The organism is Bacillus sp. BS3(2021), from assembly GCF_021043345.1.
GTDB classification, from domain to species: domain Bacteria; phylum Bacillota; class Bacilli; order Bacillales; family Bacillaceae; genus Bacillus; species Bacillus paralicheniformis.
In genome coordinates, this window is sequence record NZ_JAJNDM010000001.1 from 798,733 (window position 1) to 818,217 (window position 19,485).

General features: G+C 46.1%; 17 protein-coding genes and 1 riboswitch. Of the genes, 11 read left to right on the plus strand and 6 right to left on the minus strand.

Annotated elements, in window-relative coordinates; genetic code table 11:
• Positions 1–144 precede the first annotated feature (144 nt).
• From LQ247_RS03915 to LQ247_RS03930, 4 genes are all read left to right on the plus strand, one after another.
• On the plus strand, positions 145–2,256 hold the full coding sequence (locus tag LQ247_RS03915) for a heavy metal translocating P-type ATPase (protein WP_269145959.1): 2,112 nt from the start codon (positions 145–147) through the stop codon (positions 2,254–2,256).
• Positions 2,257–2,381: 125 nt separating this feature from the next.
• Positions 2,382–3,077 (plus strand): thioredoxin domain-containing protein, encoded by a 696-nt coding sequence (locus LQ247_RS03920; RefSeq protein WP_020452939.1) that lies wholly within the window; start codon positions 2,382–2,384, stop codon positions 3,075–3,077.
• A complete protein-coding gene (locus LQ247_RS03925) occupies positions 3,067–3,480 on the plus strand; it encodes a disulfide oxidoreductase (protein ID WP_003185211.1) in 414 nt (137 codons plus the stop codon). Before LQ247_RS03920 ends, LQ247_RS03925 begins: the two co-directional genes overlap by 11 nt.
• Before the next feature lie 96 nt (positions 3,481–3,576).
• Entirely contained in the window at positions 3,577–4,062 is a 486-nt protein-coding gene (locus LQ247_RS03930) for a GNAT family N-acetyltransferase (RefSeq protein WP_231005596.1), read from the plus strand.
• A gap of 95 nt (positions 4,063–4,157) precedes the next feature.
• On the opposite strand, the gene LQ247_RS03935 is transcribed toward LQ247_RS03930, so the two are convergent.
• Positions 4,158–4,688, minus strand: coding sequence for a GrpB family protein (locus LQ247_RS03935; protein ID WP_025809899.1), 531 nt, complete (start codon positions 4,686–4,688; stop codon positions 4,158–4,160).
• A gap of 124 nt (positions 4,689–4,812) precedes the next feature.
• On the opposite strand from LQ247_RS03935, the gene LQ247_RS03940 reads away from it, so the two are divergent.
• The 3 genes from LQ247_RS03940 (at position 4,813) to LQ247_RS03950 (ending at position 9,295) form a co-directional block, all read left to right on the plus strand.
• Complete coding sequence (locus LQ247_RS03940) at positions 4,813–5,421, plus strand: trimeric intracellular cation channel family protein (RefSeq protein ID WP_003185205.1); 609 nt, start codon at positions 4,813–4,815, stop codon at positions 5,419–5,421.
• A gap of 178 nt (positions 5,422–5,599) precedes the next feature.
• Complete coding sequence (gene helD / locus LQ247_RS03945) at positions 5,600–7,936, plus strand: RNA polymerase recycling motor HelD (protein WP_231005597.1); 2,337 nt, start codon at positions 5,600–5,602, stop codon at positions 7,934–7,936.
• A 474-nt stretch (positions 7,937–8,410) separates the two neighbouring features.
• Positions 8,411–9,295 carry an alpha/beta fold hydrolase gene (locus LQ247_RS03950; protein ID WP_231005598.1) on the plus strand — a complete coding sequence of 295 codons (885 nt, stop codon included), beginning with the start codon at positions 8,411–8,413 and terminating at the stop codon, positions 9,293–9,295.
• Between the two features lie 88 nt (positions 9,296–9,383).
• Here LQ247_RS03950 and LQ247_RS03955 read toward each other — a convergent pair whose 3' ends face one another.
• On the minus strand, positions 9,384–9,794 hold the full coding sequence (locus LQ247_RS03955; protein ID WP_095292243.1) for a DUF5412 domain-containing protein: 411 nt from the start codon (positions 9,792–9,794) through the stop codon (positions 9,384–9,386).
• 76 nt (positions 9,795–9,870) lie between these two features.
• Entirely contained in the window at positions 9,871–10,995 is a 1,125-nt protein-coding gene (locus LQ247_RS03960) for an aminotransferase class V-fold PLP-dependent enzyme (protein ID WP_035337684.1), read from the minus strand.
• Between the two features lie 264 nt (positions 10,996–11,259).
• On the opposite strand from LQ247_RS03960, the gene LQ247_RS03965 reads away from it, so the two are divergent.
• Both LQ247_RS03965 and LQ247_RS03970 read left to right on the plus strand, forming a co-directional pair.
• The gene (locus tag LQ247_RS03965) at positions 11,260–12,120 is read left to right on the plus strand and encodes an ROK family protein (protein WP_144498916.1); all 861 of its coding nucleotides are present in this window, start codon (positions 11,260–11,262) and stop codon (positions 12,118–12,120) included.
• Between the two features lie 87 nt (positions 12,121–12,207).
• On the plus strand, positions 12,208–13,047 hold the full coding sequence (locus tag LQ247_RS03970; RefSeq protein ID WP_020452931.1) for an aldo/keto reductase: 840 nt from the start codon (positions 12,208–12,210) through the stop codon (positions 13,045–13,047).
• A gap of 39 nt (positions 13,048–13,086) precedes the next feature.
• On the opposite strand, the gene LQ247_RS03975 is transcribed toward LQ247_RS03970, so the two are convergent.
• From LQ247_RS03975 to LQ247_RS03985, 3 genes are all read right to left on the minus strand, one after another.
• Positions 13,087–14,538, minus strand: a complete 1,452-nt coding sequence (locus LQ247_RS03975; RefSeq protein WP_023856264.1) for an MDR family MFS transporter — start codon at positions 14,536–14,538, stop codon at positions 13,087–13,089.
• Positions 14,539–14,737: 199 nt separating this feature from the next.
• Entirely contained in the window at positions 14,738–16,597 is a 1,860-nt protein-coding gene (locus LQ247_RS03980; RefSeq protein ID WP_101561478.1) for an LTA synthase family protein, read from the minus strand.
• Positions 16,598–16,696: 99 nt separating this feature from the next.
• A complete protein-coding gene (locus tag LQ247_RS03985) occupies positions 16,697–17,167 on the minus strand; it encodes a metal-dependent hydrolase (RefSeq protein WP_023856262.1) in 471 nt (156 codons plus the stop codon).
• A gap of 239 nt (positions 17,168–17,406) precedes the next feature.
• On the opposite strand from LQ247_RS03985, the gene sspJ reads away from it, so the two are divergent.
• Both sspJ and LQ247_RS03995 read left to right on the plus strand, forming a co-directional pair.
• A complete protein-coding gene (sspJ, locus tag LQ247_RS03990; protein ID WP_003185183.1) occupies positions 17,407–17,547 on the plus strand; it encodes a small acid-soluble spore protein SspJ in 141 nt (46 codons plus the stop codon).
• Between the two features lie 159 nt (positions 17,548–17,706).
• Positions 17,707–17,883: riboswitch (Lysine riboswitch) on the plus strand.
• A gap of 114 nt (positions 17,884–17,997) precedes the next feature.
• Entirely contained in the window at positions 17,998–19,401 is a 1,404-nt protein-coding gene (locus LQ247_RS03995; RefSeq protein ID WP_020452927.1) for an amino acid permease, read from the plus strand.
• The last annotated feature ends 84 nt before the right edge of the window (positions 19,402–19,485 follow it).

Genomic DNA, 19,485 nt, shown 5'->3' on the forward strand with positions numbered 1-19,485 from the left:
AAACGCGGAAACAGTCCGGTGCGTATGATAACAAAGATCGATTGACACATTTTTCGGATGAAGCATATAATAAGGGTAAATAATATATGCGTATATGCTCATATATAAAATAAAGCCCGGCGCTGAAAAAGAAAGGTGAGAGAGATGGAAAAGGTGAAGCAGGAATACATGTTAAACGGTCTCGACTGCGGCAATTGCGCACAAAAAATTGAGCATGAGATAGCCGGTATGAAAGGGATTGAAGCGTGTTCAGTCAATTTTGCAACAAGCACGCTGACTGTCAAAGTCGACCAAAACAGCGGCGAAGACATTTCTTCAAAAATAAAGAAAAAAGTAACCGAGATCGAACCGCACGTCAACGTGATGTTGAAGGAAGGGACAAAACAGGCTCCATCCGAAGGTGATGGCCGGTTTAAAAAAACGATCGCAAGACTGGCTGCAGGCACCGTTCTCGGCGCAGCAGGCTTTCTGCTTCCCGGCGGTACCGCAGCTGAGTGGATTCTCTTTTTCCTTGCTTACCTCATCATCGGCGGTGATGTCGTATTAAGAGCCGTCAAAAACATCTTTCGCGGCCGGGTTTTTGATGAGCACTTTTTAATGACGATCGCCACTCTGGGTGCATTTATCATTCAGCAGTATCCCGAGGGCGTGGCGGTTATGCTGTTCTATCAAGTAGGCGAGCTGTTCCAGGGAGCCGCGGTCAGCCGCTCCAGGAAATCGATCAGCGATTTGATGGACATCCGTCCCGATTATGCCAATCTTCACACGGAAGGCGGTACGGTCAAAGTATCTCCCGATGAGGTTAAAGCGGGCGATATCATCATCGTCAAGCCAGGAGAGAAAGTCCCGCTTGACGGCAAAGTGCGAGCGGGCAAATCGCTTGTCGATACGTCCGCATTAACCGGGGAATCCGTTCCACGAGAAGCCGCACCCGGCGAAGAGGTGCTGAGCGGATTTGTCAACAAAAACGGCGTGCTTGAAGTGAAAGTGGACAAAGAATACAGTGAATCAACCGTTTCAAAGATTCTTGACCTCGTCCAGAATGCCAGCAGCAGAAAAGCGAAAACAGAGAACTTTATCACCAAATTCGCCAAGTACTACACGCCTTTTGTTGTCATAGTCGCGCTTCTTCTCGCTTTTGTCCCGCCGCTGATCATTTCCGGAGCCGCGCTGTCGGATTGGGTGTACCGGGCCCTCGTCTTTTTAGTCATTTCTTGTCCGTGCGCTCTTGTCGTTTCCATTCCGCTCGGCTTTTTCGGCGGTATTGGAGCGGCGTCAAAAGCAGGTATACTCGTAAAAGGCGGCAATTATTTAGAAGCGCTCAATGATGTCAAATACGCCGTTTTTGACAAAACAGGCACTTTAACAAAAGGCGAATTTGCCGTTGTTAAGCTGTCGCCGGCAGGCCGTGTCAAAGAAGAGGAACTGCTTGAATATGCGGCGCTTGCCGAACATTTCTCAGGCCACCCGATCGCCGAGTCGATCCGTGAAGCATACGGGAAGGAAGGCCAAGCGGATCGCATCAAAGATTACAGCGAGACGGCCGGCTTCGGCGTCAGAGCGGTTGTAGACGGAGCCGTCATTTTGGCCGGCAATGCCAAGCTCATGAAGAAATTAGGCATACAGTATCAAGAGGAAAGCGAAATCGGTACCGTTGTTTATGTAGCCGCCGGCGATATGTTTATCGGCTCGATTGTTATCGCAGACGAAATCAAAGAGGATGCCAAGCGTGCGATCTCTGCTTTGAAAAAAGCGGGGATTAAAAAAACGGTGATGCTGACGGGTGACGCGAAAGAAACCGGCGAGGCGGTCGGCGCGGAACTGTCCATTGATGAAGTGCATGCGGAGCTTCTTCCACAGCACAAGGTGGACCGCATTGAAGCATTTGACAAGCAAAAGCTTCCAAAAGAAAAGCTGCTTTTCGCAGGAGACGGCATCAACGATACGCCGGTCTTGGCGAGAGCGGATATCGGGGTTGCCATGGGAGGCCTTGGCTCTGATGCGGCAGTCGAAGCGGCTGATATTGTGATCATGACGGACCAGCCTTCAAAAATTGCGGAAGCCATCAGCATTGCCAAGCGGACGAGGGCGATTGTCTGGCAGAATATTATCTTTGCGCTCGGCGTTAAAAGTGTTTTTCTCATCTTGGGTGCTTTCGGCATCGCAACGATGTGGGAAGCCGTCTTTTCAGACGTCGGTGTTACCCTTTTAGCCGTTTTAAATGCGATGAGGGTTTTAAAAGTGAAAGAAATGTAACTTTTTTACCACCTAATGAACTGGAAATTCCTTTTTTAGCATCTTCACGAATGCGGCTTGTCTTGTTAAAATGAAAGAGGTTATCAAACTGGCATACTAAAAAATAAGAATAATGAGGTGTCTAAGTGAAGAAGAAACAGCAGTCACCGATGAAATTTGCAGTGATTATGACAGTCGTGGTCGTTTTTCTGATTGGCGCACTTGTCGTACTCAACAATCAAACCCAAAATGCTTCGCAAACCTTTGATGACAAGCCTTCAACTGAAGGGCAGCCGCTTCTTGGCAACAAAGATGCGACTGTAACGATCACAGAATTCGGAGATTACAAATGTCCAAGCTGCAAACAGTGGACTGAGACCGTCTTTCCGGATTTGAAAAAGGATTACATCGATAAAGATCAAGTTAATTTTTCATATATTAACTTCGTCAATGAACAGCACGGCAGAGGCTCTGAATTGAGCGCCCTCGCTTCCGAGCAAGTATGGAAGGAAGATCCGGCTTCATTCTGGAAATTCCATGAAGCACTGTACAAAGCGCAGCCTGACAATGACACGATGGAAAACGAGTGGGCGACGCCGGCAAAATTGGCAGACATCACGGAAGCGAATACGAAAATCAAACGCGATAAGCTCATCAGCAGCTTAAATGACAAAACGTTCTCTGAGCAATTAAAAACGGACAATTCGCTCATCAGCAAATACAGTGTAGACTCGACGCCGACGATCTTTGTCAACGACGTAAAAATCGACAAACCGTTTGATTATGACAAAATCAAAGAAACGATCGCCAAAGAGCTGAAAGGCCAGTCTGATGAAAAATAAACTGCTTTTTCTGTACGGCGCCTGGATCGTCTCATTAACGGCGACACTAGGCAGCCTGTACTTCAGCGAAATCCGTAAATTCATTCCTTGCGAACTGTGCTGGTATCAGCGGATTATGATGTATCCGCTCGTGCTGATCCTTGGAATTGCGACATTTCAGGGCGATGCCCGCGTGAAAAAATACGTGCTGCCGATGGCGGTGATCGGCGCAGGCATTTCCCTGATGCATTACATGGAACAAAAAATTCCCGGATTCAACGGTATTAAACCGTGTGTCACAGGAGTGCCTTGCTCAGGGCAGTATATCAATTGGTTCGGTTTCATCACGATTCCGTTTCTCGCCCTTATCGCATTTATTTTGATTATCATTTTTATGTGCTTTCTCAAGGGGAAAGACGAGTAAAAAGAGCATTGTCTGACAATGCTCTTTTTTTTTACATGTTCAACAAAATGAATGCTATAATATTTGGAAATTATTAAATGGATAAGGATGATGAGGATGGAATTTAAGATTCGTAAAATGAAAAAGAAAGACATCCGACAAGTGCAGCAGATTGCCAAAACAAGCTGGAATCACACTTATGAAGGGATAATCCCTTTCGATATTCAAGAGAAATTCTTAGAGAAAGCGTACAATGATGAGATAATGCAGCAGCGTTTGGAACACTCGTTAATGCTCGTTTCAGAAGCGGACGGAAAAATCGTCGGCTTTGTTAACTACTCATTTGTAAGAGAAGGAGGAGAGGCCTATCTCGCTGCCATTTATTTAGCCCCGGAATACCAAGGAAAAGGCATCGGAACCGCATTATTGGAAGAGGGGCTAAAACATTTGGAGGGAGTAAAAAAGATCTTTGTAGAGGTTGAAACAGAAAACCGCACCGGAAAAAACTTTTACAAGGCGAAGGGTTTTGAGGATGTCTCCGAATATGATGAAGACTTTGAAGGGCATATCCTCAAAACGGTCCGAATGGACTTGCGCTTATAATGCCCGCTTTCACTTTGTGACTTGGACATAGTAGTATAACAAGACCGCCATAATGAAGGCGATGGCTATTGTAAGCAATTTATGTTTTGTCTTTTTCAGCATACCGGGCCGCTCCTTTCCAAATGTTTTGCTTTCTCAATCACGTCTTTAATGAACGATTCTTTTCCTTTTGTATACGAAGTGCGGTCATATGGAAAGCGCCGTGCCAAGGTTTTTTTCAATGTTTCATATTCTTGCCGCTCGGCGGAGTGCTTTCTTAAATAATTTCGGAATCTCAGCTGGTTTTTCCATTCTTCGCTTTGAAAAACATATACGTGCAGATGGTGTGTGCCCGCCCTCCACATTCCCTTTCGAAAAAAGCGCCTGGCAGGGAAGGCTTCGTGAAATACGTGCTCATAACCGAGCTGCTCAAGCGGTTCGATCCAGGCTGAAGCTTCGCTGAGACTGTTGACGCCGGCCATCAGATCGAGCACCGGTTTTGCCGCAAGACCGGGAACAGAGGTGCTGCCGATATGTTCGATAGCAAGAACTTTTTTTCCGAGGACATCCGTGAGCCGCTGTTTTTCAGCTGCAAATTCCTGAGCCCACCCGGCTTTCGCTTTTTCGATGATGATCTCCTGTTCCATGTTTCCACCCCTTTAAAAACGTCTTTTTATATTATAAGGTATTTTGATTCAGAGAGGGTTGATTTAAAGGTTGGAGAAGTTATAAAATCAAAAAGATTGAAGTTTAGTATGGAGGACACCTTAGATGGCTTGGGAAGTGTTGAGCATCATCGGCACCGTCGCTTTTGCGATCAGCGGAGCGATCGTTGCAATGGAAGAAGAGTATGATATTTTAGGAGTTTATATATTGGGGATTGTGACGGCGTTCGGCGGAGGGGCGATCAGAAACCTGCTCATCGGAGTTCCGGTGTCCGCCTTGTGGGAGCAGGGGAGCCTGTTTCTAATCGCTCTTGTTTCGATCACGATCGTTTTTTTGTTTCCGAAGCTCCTGTTAAAGCACTGGAGCATCTGGGGGAGCTTTTCAGACGCGATCGGTCTTGCCGCATTTGCGATACAAGGAGCGCTTTATGCCGTTCACATGAACCATCCGGTCAGCGCGGTGATCGTTGCGGCGGTCTTAACAGGAAGCGGCGGCGGAATGATACGGGACCTTTTGGCCGGAAGAAAGCCGCTCGTGCTGAAAACCGAGATCTACGCCGTTTGGGCCGCTTTGGGCGGATTCATTATCGGCATGGGCTGGGCGGAGAAGCCGCTCACGCTGTATATCCTGTTTGCTTTGCTGGTCGCATGCCGCGTATGTTCGTACATGTTTAACTGGAAGTTGCCGAATCGTTCGCTGCGGTCCCACAGCTGAATAGAAAAAAGCCGATTTTTCGTTGATTGAAAAATCGGCTTTTTATATTGATTTGACCAAAGGTTATATGATAAGATGAAGTGTATTTCAACATAAAATTTCAAATATTATAGTATTATCCATTTTTATTTTATCATGAATCTTTTTTGATGTCAAATCTTTTTAGGGAGTGGTCAGCGTGCAGGAAAACGGTCAGGAATGGCTGGAAGAGGAAAACCGAATCCGGCTTGTTTTAAAGGAATTGGATCAGAAGCTTCATTCTCTAAAGGGAAAGACCGGCGGATTGAAGGAGGATATCATCGATTTACGGAAACATTTCTGGAGCGATGTCACCGTAAACTTGGCCGATGAAAACGAAGCGGTTGAAACATTTTTTAGCATTAAACAGCAGGCTGAGTTTTTGGCTGAAAGGGAAAGAAGTCATAAGCAGTTTTACAACGAGTTGAAAAACTTGTTAAAAGTGAAAGACTCGCCTTATTTCGGCCGTGTAGATTTTTTGGAGGACGGCGAAGAAAACGCTGAATCCGTCTACATCGGACTCGCCTCTTTAATGGACGAAAAAGAAGAGCGGTTTTTGATTTATGATTGGAGAGCGCCGATTTCCAGTCTGTTTTACAACTATGGTCCCGGTGCGGCTCAATACGAAGTTCCGGACGAGACGGTCAGGGGAACGATTGAGCTGAAAAGGCAATTTCTCTTCAAAAACGGCCGGCTGAAAGCGATGTTTAATACGGATATGGCGATTGGAGATGAAGTTCTTCAGGAAGTCCTGGGGCAGCAGGCAGATATTCAGATGAAAAGCATCGTCGCCACAATTCAAAAAGAGCAGAATCAGATTATTCGGAACGAAAGAAGCCGCTTTTTAATTGTTCGGGGAGCGGCTGGCAGCGGAAAAACGTCGGCGGCATTGCAGCGGGCTGCGTATTTGCTGTACCGCGGCCGCGGGCAGATCGAGTCGAGCCAGATGCTGCTATTCTCTCCAAACCTGCTTTTTAACAGCTATGTCGCCAATGTTCTGCCTGAGCTCGGAGAGGAAAACATCCAGCAGACGACATTCCAGGAATTTGTGGCGCGCCGCCTTGGAAAGCAGGTTTCGTGCGAGACTCCGTTCGATCAGCTCGAATATTGTTTAACGGCTTCAGACGATGAGGAGCAGCGCATCCGGATGAAATCAATCGAATTGAAATCAGGTCTGGCCTTCAAAGGCATTATCGATGATTATGTCAAATGTTTGGCAAAAGGGCGTCTGGATCTGGTGTTTAAACATATCGCCTTTCGCGGAAAAAGGATCATTACAAGCGATCAGGTGCGGGAATTTTTCGCGGCCCTTGATCATGCAGATACGCTGTCCAACCGGATTGAAAAAACGGGGAAATGGCTGTTACAGCTGCTGAACAAATACGAACGCCAAGAAAGAAAAAAAGACTGGGTCATCGAGGAAAGCGAGCTGCTGGATAAAGAGGAATATTTAAAGGCCTATAAACGTCTTCAGGAAGAACAGCGATTTACGGAGAATACGTTTGACGATTATGAAAGGGAACAAAACCTCCTTGCCGCTATCATTGCCGAAAGGGAGTTCAAACCGCTCAAGCAAGCGGTAAAAGCGTTCGGCTTTATTGATTTTAAAGGAACGTACCTTCAGCTTTTTTCCGGGCGCTATACCCCGCAAACCCGTCCTGATGACTGGCAAAGCACTTGCACATTCACCCGGAAAAGCTTTCGTTTTGAGAAGCTGCCTTATGAAGATGCCGTCCCTTTTATATATATGAAAAACCAGCTAACAGGCGGGAGAAAAAACACGGCAATCCGCCATTTATTCATTGATGAAGCCCAGGATTACACGCCTTTTCAGCTTGCTTTTTTGAAGAGCCTGTTTCCCGCGTGCAGCATCACAATGCTGGGAGACTTAAACCAGGCGATTCTTGCCCATGCCTATCACGATAAGACGCTCCTGTCGGGAGGCGTGTTTGAAGGCGAAAAAACGGAGATCATCACCTTGAAGCGCAGCTACAGGTCGACGAAAGAAATTGTTGAATTGACAAAGCGCATTATCGAGGGAGGCGAAGAGATCGAAGCCTTTAACAGGAACGGCAAAAAACCGACTTTGACAATATCGGCCGACCTTCATGCACACCATAAACAGATGGCTTCCCTTATAACCGCCCTTCAAAAAGAAGGACTTGAGACGATTGCAGTCATCTGTAAAACAGTCCGGGAATGCAGGGATGCGTTCCGGCATCTTCAGCAGCATACAGAGCTTAAACTGATCGATAAAGAAACGAGAACGTTTCAAAAAGGCGTGATCGTCATTCCCGTCTATTTGGCGAAAGGGATCGAATTTGATGCCGTCGTCATTTATGACGCTTCTGAAAAACAATACAAAAAAGAGAGAGAGCGGACTCTGTTTTATACGGCGTGCACGAGGGCGATGCATGAGCTCCATCTCTTTTCCCTTGGAAAGGAAACGCATTTTTTAAACGGTGTTTCAAATGATATGTACACGAAAAGAGAGTGACGGTGTCACTCTCTTTTTTGGAGAAACCATTGTTTCTATAAGTTTTTTTATTTACAAACTTTTCTACACTAGGCTGAGTCTGTGGCAATCTTCTTCATATTCTGGCAGGTTAAAGAGTTTGTCATCTTAAACAAAAATGAAATGATTTCCAGCATATATAGAGGAAAGTGGTCTGGCTAAATAATATAAAAGCTTTCATTCATCAAATCGCTTCTCTTTTTCTTGAGGATATATAACATATTTTCTATTTTCATTTTACATGCAGGAGATTACGAAATCGAAATCGTTAATTAAAATCTGTTATATTAAATTTTATATTTCTGTATCATAATATAAAGCTTTTTAAAATTGGGATTTGATGATTAATTTACTCTGTAATATATTATATATAGAGTCTGTTATATATAATGACAAACTCCCCTGCACGAAACGGCATATTCATTTGAAGAGGATTTATTGGGAGGGAAATATTTCATGTCAAACCATTCACCGATTACCCCTGATTTAAGTGACAGCGGCATTCGCTATTTTCGGGCTTATAAGGAAAGCCTTGGTCTTTGGCCAGTTCATTACAAAACTTTCTACGTATCTACCCGTTTCGGCCAAACGCATATTATTGCAAGCGGACCTGAAGATGCCCCGCCGCTTGTATTGCTTCACGGCGCATTATTCAGTTCCACTATGTGGTACCCCAATATCGAGGATTGGAGCAGCAAATACCGAACATACGCAATTGATATCATAGGTGATAAGAACAAAAGCATCCCTGCAGATTTATGCGGTACGAGGGCGGGTTACGCTGATTGGCTTCTCGAAGTGTTCGACGCTTTGGGGATAGAGAAGTCGCACATGGTTGGTCTTTCGCTTGGCGGGCTTCATACGATGAATTTCGCTTTACGTGCGCCAGAGAGAGTAGAGAGCGCAGCGATCCTTAGTCCCGCGGAAACATTTTTGCCGTTTCATCACGATTTTTATCAATACGCTCTTAGCCTCACAGAGCCTGATGGAGTAGAGAATTTCTTAAATTGGATGATGACAGATCGTAATGTGTTACACCCGGTTTTTGCAGAGCAGTTTCATGCAGGCGTAATGTGGCAGGATGGATTTAGACAGCCAAGGCCTAACGCTGACGGATTTCCGTATGTTTTCACTGACGACGAATTAAAATCAGTAAAAGTCCCTATTCTATTATTGCTGGGTGAACATGAAGTCATCTATGACCCGCAATCAGCCTTACATCGCGCCTCAACATTAGTTCCAGGTATTAAAGCGGAAATCATAAAACAGGCAGGTCACGTTTTATCAATGGAAAAGCCTCAATACGTAAATGAACGTATATTACGTTTTTTCAGTAAATAAACCACAGTTTTGTTGTCCATTTCATGGAGATGCAGCGGCTTATACGAGCGGTCATACAAACTTTTTTCAAAGGCTGAGAGTGACGCTGTCACTCTCTTCTTCCATCATATATATCAGTTCTGACATCCAGCACGTTGTTGTTGATGGACACATGGTATTTGTCCTGCCATTCGATTTTGACATGTTCTTCTTCGTATCCCCAATAGATGTTTTTTCGTTCACCGGTGGCAACCGTTGTCAATTCCCCTCTGACGGAAGGGGAGTTCGTTCCCCCGCCTTTATTCACGCTATACAAATTCAGGTTGTATGCTTGATTCGGCGAAGCGGAAGACTGAATCCAATTTCCTTTCGGCAGATGATTCATCGAGTAAAAATGCGTATACACGATATATCCGATGGTAATGCCTGACGCAAGCAAAACAGCCAAAATAGCAAACAAGACGCTTCGGCACGGTGACTTCCTCTGCTCTTCTATTTCTCCGTCAATATAAAGCTCCAATTTGTCTCATTCCTTGATGAAAATTGTTTTTTATAGTTTAAGGAAAAAATCGTATTCTGTCTATTTTGAAGCAGGGTTAACCAAAGAGCGCCGCCAATTCATCCATCACAAACCCGATTTCCTCCTTTGTATTGTAAAAATGCGGGGCTATTCTGATGACGTTGTTTCGCGCTGAGACGATGATATGCTTTTCACGCAAGAGAGCTTCCATACGGCCAGCCTCTTCGGCATACACCGAGATCAGGCTTGTTCTGTTATGTACGGTCTCGGGGCCTATGATCTTCAGGCCTTTTTCCGCCCCGTATTGCAAAGAGAATGCCGCGAGCTCCCGCAGGTAGGGCTCGATCCTGTCGGGCTCTGCTTCAAGCAGCAGCCTCAGTGCCGCGTCTGCCGCGTAAATGCTGATAAATGACGGTGTCCCCGACTCGAAGCGTTTCGCACCTTCCGCAAAGCATGAATCTAAGGCAAATGGTTTGTTCCTGCCGAACCAGCCGGCCGTCTTCGGCTCAAATTGTCCGCAAAGTTCGCGTTTCATATACAAAAAAGCCGTTCCGGGAATGCCGAGCATGTACTTGCGCGTCCCCGCCGCAAGGATGTCGATATCCATGTCTTTGACATGAATCGGAATGTGTCCGGCGGTTTGATAGGCGTCGACAAATAAAAGCGACCCTTTTTGATGAACAATCTCGGCAATCTGTTTTACATCTTGTTTAAACCCGTTCCGATAGCCGGCATGGGGTACACAAGTCAAGAGCGTCTGATCGGTAACGTCTTTTTCGTATTGTTCCAAGTCAATCATCCCGTCTTCGCTTTGAATGATGATGAGGTGATCTTTGAAGCGGTCTTGCGCAAGCCAAATTTGGCCGACGGCAGGAAAATCGATATCCGTGAAGGCGATCTGCCTTCGGTGTGGTGGCTGCGGCAATGAAGCAGCGACAGCCGCCACTGCGTCAGATACTGACGGCAAAACGGCTATCTCTTCTTTTTCGGCACCGATCAGCCGGGCGAATTTTTCCTTGGCTTCATCCATCTTGTCGAGATGCGCTTTCCAGTCTGCGCCGGCTGTTAAAAGGCCGTTCTGATACTCATCAACCGCTTTGGCAACAGGCAGAGCCAACGCGCTGCCGGAGCATGCGGCAAGGTGAACATGACCAGACAATATCGGAAATAAAGAACGGTAAGTGTGGAATGGATGCTTCATGATATCCCTCCTCATTAAAGCTTCGAGCGGGCCTGAAAAAATCCTCTTTTTCACAGTTGAAATTAAGCGGGCAGAAGCCTCTTTAAGCGAAAGAACAACCGCTGCAGCTGTTTGAAAACTGTCACATTTTCGGGAAGCTTTCTTCCGTCAGCATCAAAAGCTCCCATGCTCTGGTGAATCATTGTTCAGTGCGATTGCTTTCTTTCATCGTCTGATTTATGATTCAATTAAAGCAATTCAAACAGATGAAAAGGAGCCGAGAGGATGAAACATTACGGTGCAATAGAAGCAGGAGGCACAAAGTTTGTTTGTGCAGTTGGAACAGAAAAGGGAGAAATCATTGACAGGCTTACGCTCCCGACGGAGACTCCTGAAGAGACTATTGGAAAACTGACTGATTTCTTCAGCAAGTATCAGCTCACATCAATGGGAGTGGGCTCTTTTGGACCTATATCCGTTGCAAAAGATAAAGAGGATTACGGATACATAACCAATACGCCGAAATTAGCCTGGAAGGGGTACCCGTTTATTCCCGAGTTGAAAAAAAGGCTCGGCATACCGGTTTCGTTTACGACTGATGTAAACGCTGCCGCGCTTGGCGAACTGACAAAAGGAGCGGCGCAAGGCTTGGAAAGCTGCTTGTATATTACAGTCGGTACAGGAATCGGAGCAGGAGCGATTGTCGGCGGCCGGCTCGTGCAGAGCACGCTCCATCCTGAAATGGGTCACCTTCTCATTAGACGGCATCCGCACGATACGTTTGAAGGAATCTGTCCGTATCACAAGGACTGCCTTGAAGGAATGGCATCGGGTCCGGCGCTTGAAAAGCGCTGGGGGAAAAAGGGCAATGATTTGGCTGAAAACGAGGAAGTTTGGGAGATTGAAGCCGACTACTTAGCGCAGGCTCTCATGCAATATATCTTGATCCTGTGCCCTGAAAAAATCATCATGGGCGGCGGTGTCATGAAGCAGCAGCAGCTGTTCCCGCTGATTCGCAAAAAGCTTGCCGAATATATGAACGGATATGTTGACCTGCCTGATCTTGAAGGATACATCGTGCCGCCGGGTCTCGGCGACGATCAGGGAATCACCGGTGCGCTCGTTTTGGCTTATGAAGCCGGTTGAGCAAGTTGTTTTGTAAAATCCACCCAGTGTGAGATAATAACAGCGGTGCGTTTAAAAGCATGAAAAAAAGAAAGGTGGTCGTTCAAAATGGTAAGCAGTTTAAAGGATACTGTGACATTACATAACGGTGTGAAAATGCCATGGTTCGGACTTGGAGTTTTCAAAGTGGAAGAAGGCAGCCAAGTTGTAGAATCTGTGAAAGCAGCCATTAAAAACGGATACCGGAGCATTGACACAGCCGCTATCTATCAAAACGAAGAAGGCGTCGGCAAAGGGATTAAAGAAGCAGGCGTTCCCCGCGAAGAGCTTTTCATCACGTCAAAGGTTTGGAACAGCGATCAGGGATATGAAAAAACATTGGCGGCTTTTGATGAAACCCTTCGAAAACTCGGTCTTGACTACCTTGATTTATATTTGATTCATTGGCCTGGAAAAGACAAATATAAAGATACGTGGCGCGCGCTTGAAAAGCTGTACAAAGACGGCAGAGTAAAAGCGATCGGCGTCAGCAACTTCAATGTGCACCATTTGGAAAGCTTATTGGAAGATGCGGAAATTAAACCGATGGTCAATCAGGTTGAGTTCCATCCGCGGCTGACTCAGGCTGAGCTCAGGGACTACTGCAAAAAGCAGGGCATTCAGGTGGAAGCATGGTCTCCGCTCATGCAGGGAAAACTCCTCGATGATCAAGTGCTGACTGACATCGCTAAAAAATACAACAAATCCGTCGCTCAAGTCATCCTGCGCTGGGATTTGCAAAATGAAGTCATTACCATTCCGAAGTCAATCAAAGAACACCGCATTATTGAAAATGCCGACATATTTGACTTTGAATTAACAGCGGAAGATATCGAAAAAATCAACGCTCTTAACAAAGATGAGCGCGTCGGTCCCGATCCTGACACAATGGTTCACGGATTCGAATAAGCATAAGAAAATCCCGGGTTCATAAAAACCCGGGATTTATTATTTTTCATGAATGGCCAAGCGGCCTTTCGCTTGTTTCCTTCTGCTGCCGTCGAGCCGTCCGCGGCGGTGCTGCTTAATAAAGAATGAGAGAACCAATCCGATTCCCGACAATGCGGCCGCGGTCATAAACGCCAGATTGACGCCGTGAATCATCGCTGTATCCGAAGACGGACCGGCAGGATCGGCCAGTGCACGCTGTGTCATGATGGTGATGAGAACAGCCGTCCCGATCGATCCGGACATCTGTCTCATCGTATTGTTCATGGCCGTTCCGTGAGGAATCAAATGGCGCGGGAGCTGGTTCAAGCCGGCTGTTGTAACAGGCATGAGCACCATCCCCATGCCGACCATCCGAATCGCATAGACGACAGACAAATACGCAAAAGGCGTCGTCTTTGTCAGATGGGTCAAGAGCAATGTGGTCACGAAGATCGCCGTCAAACCGGTGATGCTCAAGATCCGCGCGCCGATTTTGTCAAAAATTCTTCCGGTAATCGGAGACATCAGCCCCATCACGACAGCTCCCGGAAACAGCATCATTCCCGATTCCATCGCCGTGAAATGGCGCATATCCTGCATATACATCGGCACGATCGTCGCCGCTCCGATCATCGACATAAAGACTACCATCCCGATAATCGTCGCAAGTGTAAACATCGGATATTTAAATACCCTGAATTCCAAAATCGGTTCTTCCAAATGGAGCTGCCTCCAAATGAACCAAAACAGCGTAACGCTGCCGACCGCGAAGCCAGCCAGCACGTCCGCACCCGTCCAGCCCGCAACACCGGCGCTGCTGAAGGCGTACAAAATGCCGCCGAAGCCAAGTGAAGACAAGATGATGGAAGTAACATCCATCTTAGGTGACGTCTGTTCGGTGACATTTTTTAAAATAAAGTGTGCGGCAATCATGTCGATAACGGCAAACGGAAGCAACAGATAAAACAATACTTCCCAAGGGTAGCGGTCGACGATCCAGCCTGACAGGGTCGGTCCGACAGCGGGAGCGAAGGCAATCACAAGCCCGACCATTCCCATCGCTGATCCACGCTTTTCTTTTGGGAAAATCAATAAAAGCACCGTCTGCATCAATGGCATCATAATGCCCGCGCCGGCCGCCTGGACGACGCGTCCTGCAATCAGCGCCGGAAAGCTGAATGACAAGGCGCAGATCAGAGTCCCAGCCGTAAATAAAGACATTGCCGCCATGAACAGCTTTCTCGTCGTGAATTTTTCAATTAAAAAAGCCGTAACTGGAATCATGATCCCATTCACGAGCATAAAAACGGTCGTCAGCCATTGGGCAAGCCCCGGCGTAATGTTTAAGTCCCTCATGATCGGAGGCAAAGCCGTCGTCAATAGCGTCTGATTCAAAATGGCGATAAAAGTCCCCATAATCAAGACGGCAACAATCGGCAATTGATTTGTCTTATGCTGTGTTTCACTCATATTAAAACCTTCTTATTTATCATTTTTTATAACACTTTATGAAATAATCGGTACTCGAAATAACTTCTCTTTTTATTTAGGGTAACGAAGGAACTGCAAAACCGCAAGTTCATTTTTAACATTCGGTATATAATACCCAGCTGTCCCTCAATTTAAACAGCCCCTTTAAGCCGGGGGAATCCGGCTTAAAGGGGACGGATTATTTTTTATAAAATCTCAGCAAATCACCGTTAATAATCTTATCGGAAAGGGAAAGCTCTTGATTCGCCTTCTCTATGAGCGGACCGCATTTGTCCTCACTGTCGTTGATCATGTCCCCGGTTTTTTTGCTGTAGCACGTATTTTTCGTGTAGATATAATCATCTGTTATAAAGCTGCCGTTTCTTAACACAGCGAAAGGCATTCTTTCGTTCGAAAACAGGTCATTACCGAATTGAATCATGCCTTTTGTATCAATTCCGAGCAAATGGAGCAATGTCGGTTTGACATCAATTTGGCCGCCTGTTTCAGATATCGTTTTCGGGTCTTGATCCGTTACCCCCGGAATGTGGATAATCAGCGGCACACGCTGCAGCTGAACGGTATCGTAAGGGGTGATTTCGTCTTTGCCCAAAAATTGAGCCAGCGCATCGTTGTGCGCTTCTGATATGCCGTAGTGATCTCCCATGAAGACGATCACGGAATTGTCGTAAAGGCCGTTTTTCTTCAATTTTGCAATGAAATGCTTCAATGATTCGTCTTCATAGCGTACCGTCGTGACATACCGGTTTAAAATCTCACTGTCCGAGTCGTATTCATCGATCAGCTTATCCTTATCATCAATTTGGAACGGAAAGTGGTTCGTCAATGTGATCAGGTTGCTGTAAAAGGGCTGCGTCAAGTCTTTCATCAAGTCGGCCGATTGCGTTAAAAACTCCTTATCCTTCAGCCCCCAGCCCGTTGAATTTTCAGGTGTCACATGAAAATGGGAGACGTCATAAAAGCTGTCGATGCCAAGGGCTTTGTACATGACGTCCCTGTTCCAGAATTTTTTATGGTTGGCGTGGAAAACCGATGTTCTGTAATCGTGGTTTGCCAGTGTTTTATACATCGAATTGTACGCATTTTCGCTCTTCGTAAAAAACACCGAACCGCTCAGAGACGGATAGAGCGAATTGGCGACAATGAATTCCGAATCGGACGTTTTTCCCTGTTCGGTCTGCTGATAAAAATGGTCGAAATAATAGCTTTTTTGAATGAATTTGTTTAAGAACGGTGTGATTTCCTGGCCGTTCACCTTTTCATTAATGACAAATGTCTGAGTGGATTCAAGCGTTACAAAGATGACGTTTCGTCCTTCGGCAATCCCGAACATATCTTGGTTCGGTTTGCTGTAGTCAGCGTTTGTGTAGTTCTCGATCGTTGCCAGGCTGTTTTCATCAGCGACCGCTTTTTGTGTCAAATTAAAAGTCTGTGAAATGCCGTCCAACAGATGAAACTGATATAAGCCGATGTTTTTTACAAGCACTTCCCTGTCGTAGGAGTAGCTTAAAAACTTCGGCTGATCCAGCTCCGACAGGGCGAGATTAAACAGTACCGTGCCGGCAGCTGCCGCGTAGTAGATCTTAACGGATTTAGCGGAAAGCTTTTTGCCGGTTCTTGTGCGCGTTTTTGCCAGCCAGACCAAAAGAGCCAAATCCAGAAAAAGCGCGATGAAAACCGGATTGAACAGCTCCTGAAAACTGCTCCCAAGCCCCCCGAGATTTTTTGCCTGGAACAGGACGGGAACAGTGATGAAATCGATGTAGAAACCATAGAAAATACTGTTTGCAATCAAGATGCCCGTCAGGACGACATTAGCCCCGATTAAATAGAGGCGCTGCGTTTTTTCGCGAAAAAAGAGGCTGATGCCGAGTACAGGGATGAGAAAGCTAAGCGGGTTGATAAACAGGATCAATTCCTGAAGTGCGTTGTCGATTTGTAAATTAAAGCCCAGCTTGTAGATGAAGTACGTTTTCATCCACATAAAAAATATGGATAGGCATAAAAACCACTGCTTTTTAAAAAATTGTTCTTTCATATAAATAGCTCCTCACATATAATCCCCGCAGGTAAACAACACCAAGATAAAACGACTGAACAAAGCATAATACAGCAATCGGTCAAACCGTCCCTTTCGTCAGGCGATCAAGTTCGCAATAAAATAGCACGAAACAACGGTGAGCACAGTCAGAACGCCTTGTTCCGCCTTCCCGCCGGTTTTAATATAAAGGGGCAGCCGAACCTTAATGGCGGACGGAAAGAAAAGTTTGATGCCGTTTACAGTCCCGGCATCAAGGAGCAGATGGCTCGCCATTCCGGCCATCAATCCGACAAAAATGCTCTGATCTGTAAAATATAAATGTGCCGCAAATGCCGTGATGAGCAAAAAGAGCAGGCTGTGTGTAAACGTCCTGTGCCCGAAGACAGAACTGACCACTGCTGATAAAATCGGTAGCCTTCTGCCGATCTTGCTCTTTGTATGGCAAATATCCGGAATCAATGCTCCGATAACGCCCGAAGCTGTCATGAACACTGGATCATATCCGTAAAAATAAGCAGCAGCCGTGCAAGAAGCGACCCCTCCCATGATGTGTGTTTTTCCTGTCATATCGCTTCTCCTTTAAGACCTATAACAATTTCCTAATGAAAACTATATCAAGAGTTCTGGCGGCCTTCAAGACAGATGGTGGCAACTTGTCAGGCAAAAAACGCATTTTCCTGAGGCAATCAGCATGTTTACATCTAGAATATGGTGTTTTCAGTTAAAAAACACATTCAAGGTTCTGCATAATTTTAAAGTGATAAGCCAAATTAAAATTGTACCACATTTTTAAAGAGGTGATTCATTTGGGTATTTTCTTCAATAAAGATAGAGGAAATAAGGAAAAGGACCAAAACGCCGTTCGGGGGGCGCTTGAAGATGCAGGACAAGCGCTGAAAGGAGACCCTTTGCAAGAGGCGGTCAACAAAAAGAAAAACAACCGATAAATGACAGATGGAAGCGCCGTCTTCCATTCTGCAGAAGGCTGCCGAAACAGGCGGCCTTTTGGCGCGGCTGTCCGTTTTTCCATCACTTCCCTTTGACAGATTAAAATTTCTCTGGTAACCTCTTTTCAGAATATGTGATAAATCCTCACTCTTAACTCTTAGTGAGGTAGAGGTTGCGCGGATGATGAGTCGCATGTGTGAGGCTGATGGGGCCGATGATCATATGCAAAAGGCATCAGCGCCGAAGCATAAGGAAGCCATTCATTCTTTATGCTGGGTCTGCATTGAATAAGTGCAGGACTGCCGCGGGTTTCCCCGCGGAGGGCTATCCGGAGATCAAGAGTGTATGTTTAACCAAAGCATGGACTTTTGTTCATGCTTTTTTTATTTTGAATGATCTCACGGTCTGGTCCGGCATATTTTTTATAAAATGCTCGGAGGTTATATCTTATGGAACAGACAAAAAAATGGGGCTTCTGGCTTCTTACCGCTTTTGTTGTCGGCAATATGGTCGGCTCAGGGATTTTTATGCTCCCCAGCACACTCGCCCAGACGGCAAGCCCGTTCGGCGTAACGGCGGCATGGCTGGTGACGGGTGCGGGGGTGCTGATGATCGCCCTTGTATTCGGTCATTTATCGATTCGCCGCCCGGATCTTAAAGCAGGTCCGCAAAGCTATGCAAGAGCTTTATTCTCAGACCCTAAAAAAGGGAATGCGGCAGGTTTTACAATGGTATGGGGGTATTGGGTGGCAAGCTGGATCAGCAACGTGGCCATCATTACAAGCCTTGCAGGCTATTTGACGACTTTCCTGCCGATCTTAACTGACGGACGCGAGCTGATTGAACTCGGCGGCCACCCCGTTACACTCGGCCAGCTCTTGACATTTATCGTATGTACAATTTTGTTATGGGGGACGCATTTCATCTTAGTCTCCAGCATAAATGGAGCGGGCAAACTGAACTTTTTAGCAACTTTTTCAAAAGTGCTTGGGTTTGTCCTGTTTATTGTTGCAGGTTTGTTCGTTTTTCAGACGGCTTTATTCGAATCATTTTATTTTCCAATCGAATCAGAAGGCAAAAGTATTGGGCTGGGCGGACAGGTTCACAATGCGGCGATTTCAACGCTGTGGGCGTTTGTCGGCATCGAGTCTGCGGTAATCTTATCAGGGCGCGCATCATCCCAGCGCGATGTCAAACGCGCGACGATTACCGGACTGTTAATTGCGCTCGGCATTTATATGGTCATTACTTTAATAACGATGGGCGTCATCCCGCACGATCAGCTCCAAGCATCGGATAAACCGTTCGTTGATGTGCTGCACGTGATCATCGGCAGCTTTGGCAGCGTAATTATGGCGGTCTTGGCAATCGTTTCTTTGTTCGGATCGATGCTCGGCTGGATTTTAATCGGCGCAGAGGTTCCGTATCAGGCGGCAAAGGCCGGTGATTTTCCTGCTTTCTTTGCGAAAACGAACAAAAAGGGAAGCCCGGTTAATTCATTGATCGTCACAAACGTGATGTCGCAGATCTTTATTTTCTCAACGGTTTCGGGAACGATCAGCGAGGCCTTTACGTTTTTAACAACGTCGGCGACGCTCGCTTACCTTGTGCCTTATCTTGTGGCGGCTGTTTTCAGCTTGAAGCTCATCCTCAAAGGGGAGACATACGGCGAACTGAAAGGTTCAAGAACAGGGGACGGCATCATCGCTTTGGCTGCTCTGGTGTATTCTTTATGGGTCATCGTTTCAGGTACGTCTGACTTAACCACCTTTATCTTGGGAATCGGGCTGTTTTTCGTCGGTCTTGCGATCTACCCGTTCGTCTACAAAAAGTTCAAAAATAATCAAGTGTGATAAAGTTCTTTGCCAGCCGGGTCTTTTAGCAGAAGATCGGCTGGCTTTTTGATTCCCGCCGAAATTTTTGATTAAAATTTCCGC

Coding starts and splice junctions, on each gene's coding strand:
- LQ247_RS03960 (WP_035337684.1), bottom strand. CDS start 10,995: ATGAAGCATCCATTCCACACTTACCGTTCTTTATTTCCGATATTGTCT.
- LQ247_RS03995 (WP_020452927.1), top strand. CDS start 17,998: ATGGAACAGACAAAAAAATGGGGCTTCTGGCTTCTTACCGCTTTTGTT.
- LQ247_RS03930 (WP_231005596.1), top strand. CDS start 3,577: ATGGAATTTAAGATTCGTAAAATGAAAAAGAAAGACATCCGACAAGTG.
- LQ247_RS03985 (WP_023856262.1), bottom strand. CDS start 17,167: ATGACAGGAAAAACACACATCATGGGAGGGGTCGCTTCTTGCACGGCT.
- LQ247_RS03970 (WP_020452931.1), top strand. CDS start 12,208: ATGGTAAGCAGTTTAAAGGATACTGTGACATTACATAACGGTGTGAAA.
- LQ247_RS03915 (WP_269145959.1), top strand. CDS start 145: ATGGAAAAGGTGAAGCAGGAATACATGTTAAACGGTCTCGACTGCGGC.
- LQ247_RS03965 (WP_144498916.1), top strand. CDS start 11,260: ATGAAACATTACGGTGCAATAGAAGCAGGAGGCACAAAGTTTGTTTGT.
- LQ247_RS03935 (WP_025809899.1), bottom strand. CDS start 4,688: ATGGAACAGGAGATCATCATCGAAAAAGCGAAAGCCGGGTGGGCTCAG.
- LQ247_RS03940 (WP_003185205.1), top strand. CDS start 4,813: ATGGCTTGGGAAGTGTTGAGCATCATCGGCACCGTCGCTTTTGCGATC.
- LQ247_RS03950 (WP_231005598.1), top strand. CDS start 8,411: ATGTCAAACCATTCACCGATTACCCCTGATTTAAGTGACAGCGGCATT.
- LQ247_RS03975 (WP_023856264.1), bottom strand. CDS start 14,538: ATGAGTGAAACACAGCATAAGACAAATCAATTGCCGATTGTTGCCGTC.
- LQ247_RS03980 (WP_101561478.1), bottom strand. CDS start 16,597: ATGAAAGAACAATTTTTTAAAAAGCAGTGGTTTTTATGCCTATCCATA.
- LQ247_RS03925 (WP_003185211.1), top strand. CDS start 3,067: ATGAAAAATAAACTGCTTTTTCTGTACGGCGCCTGGATCGTCTCATTA.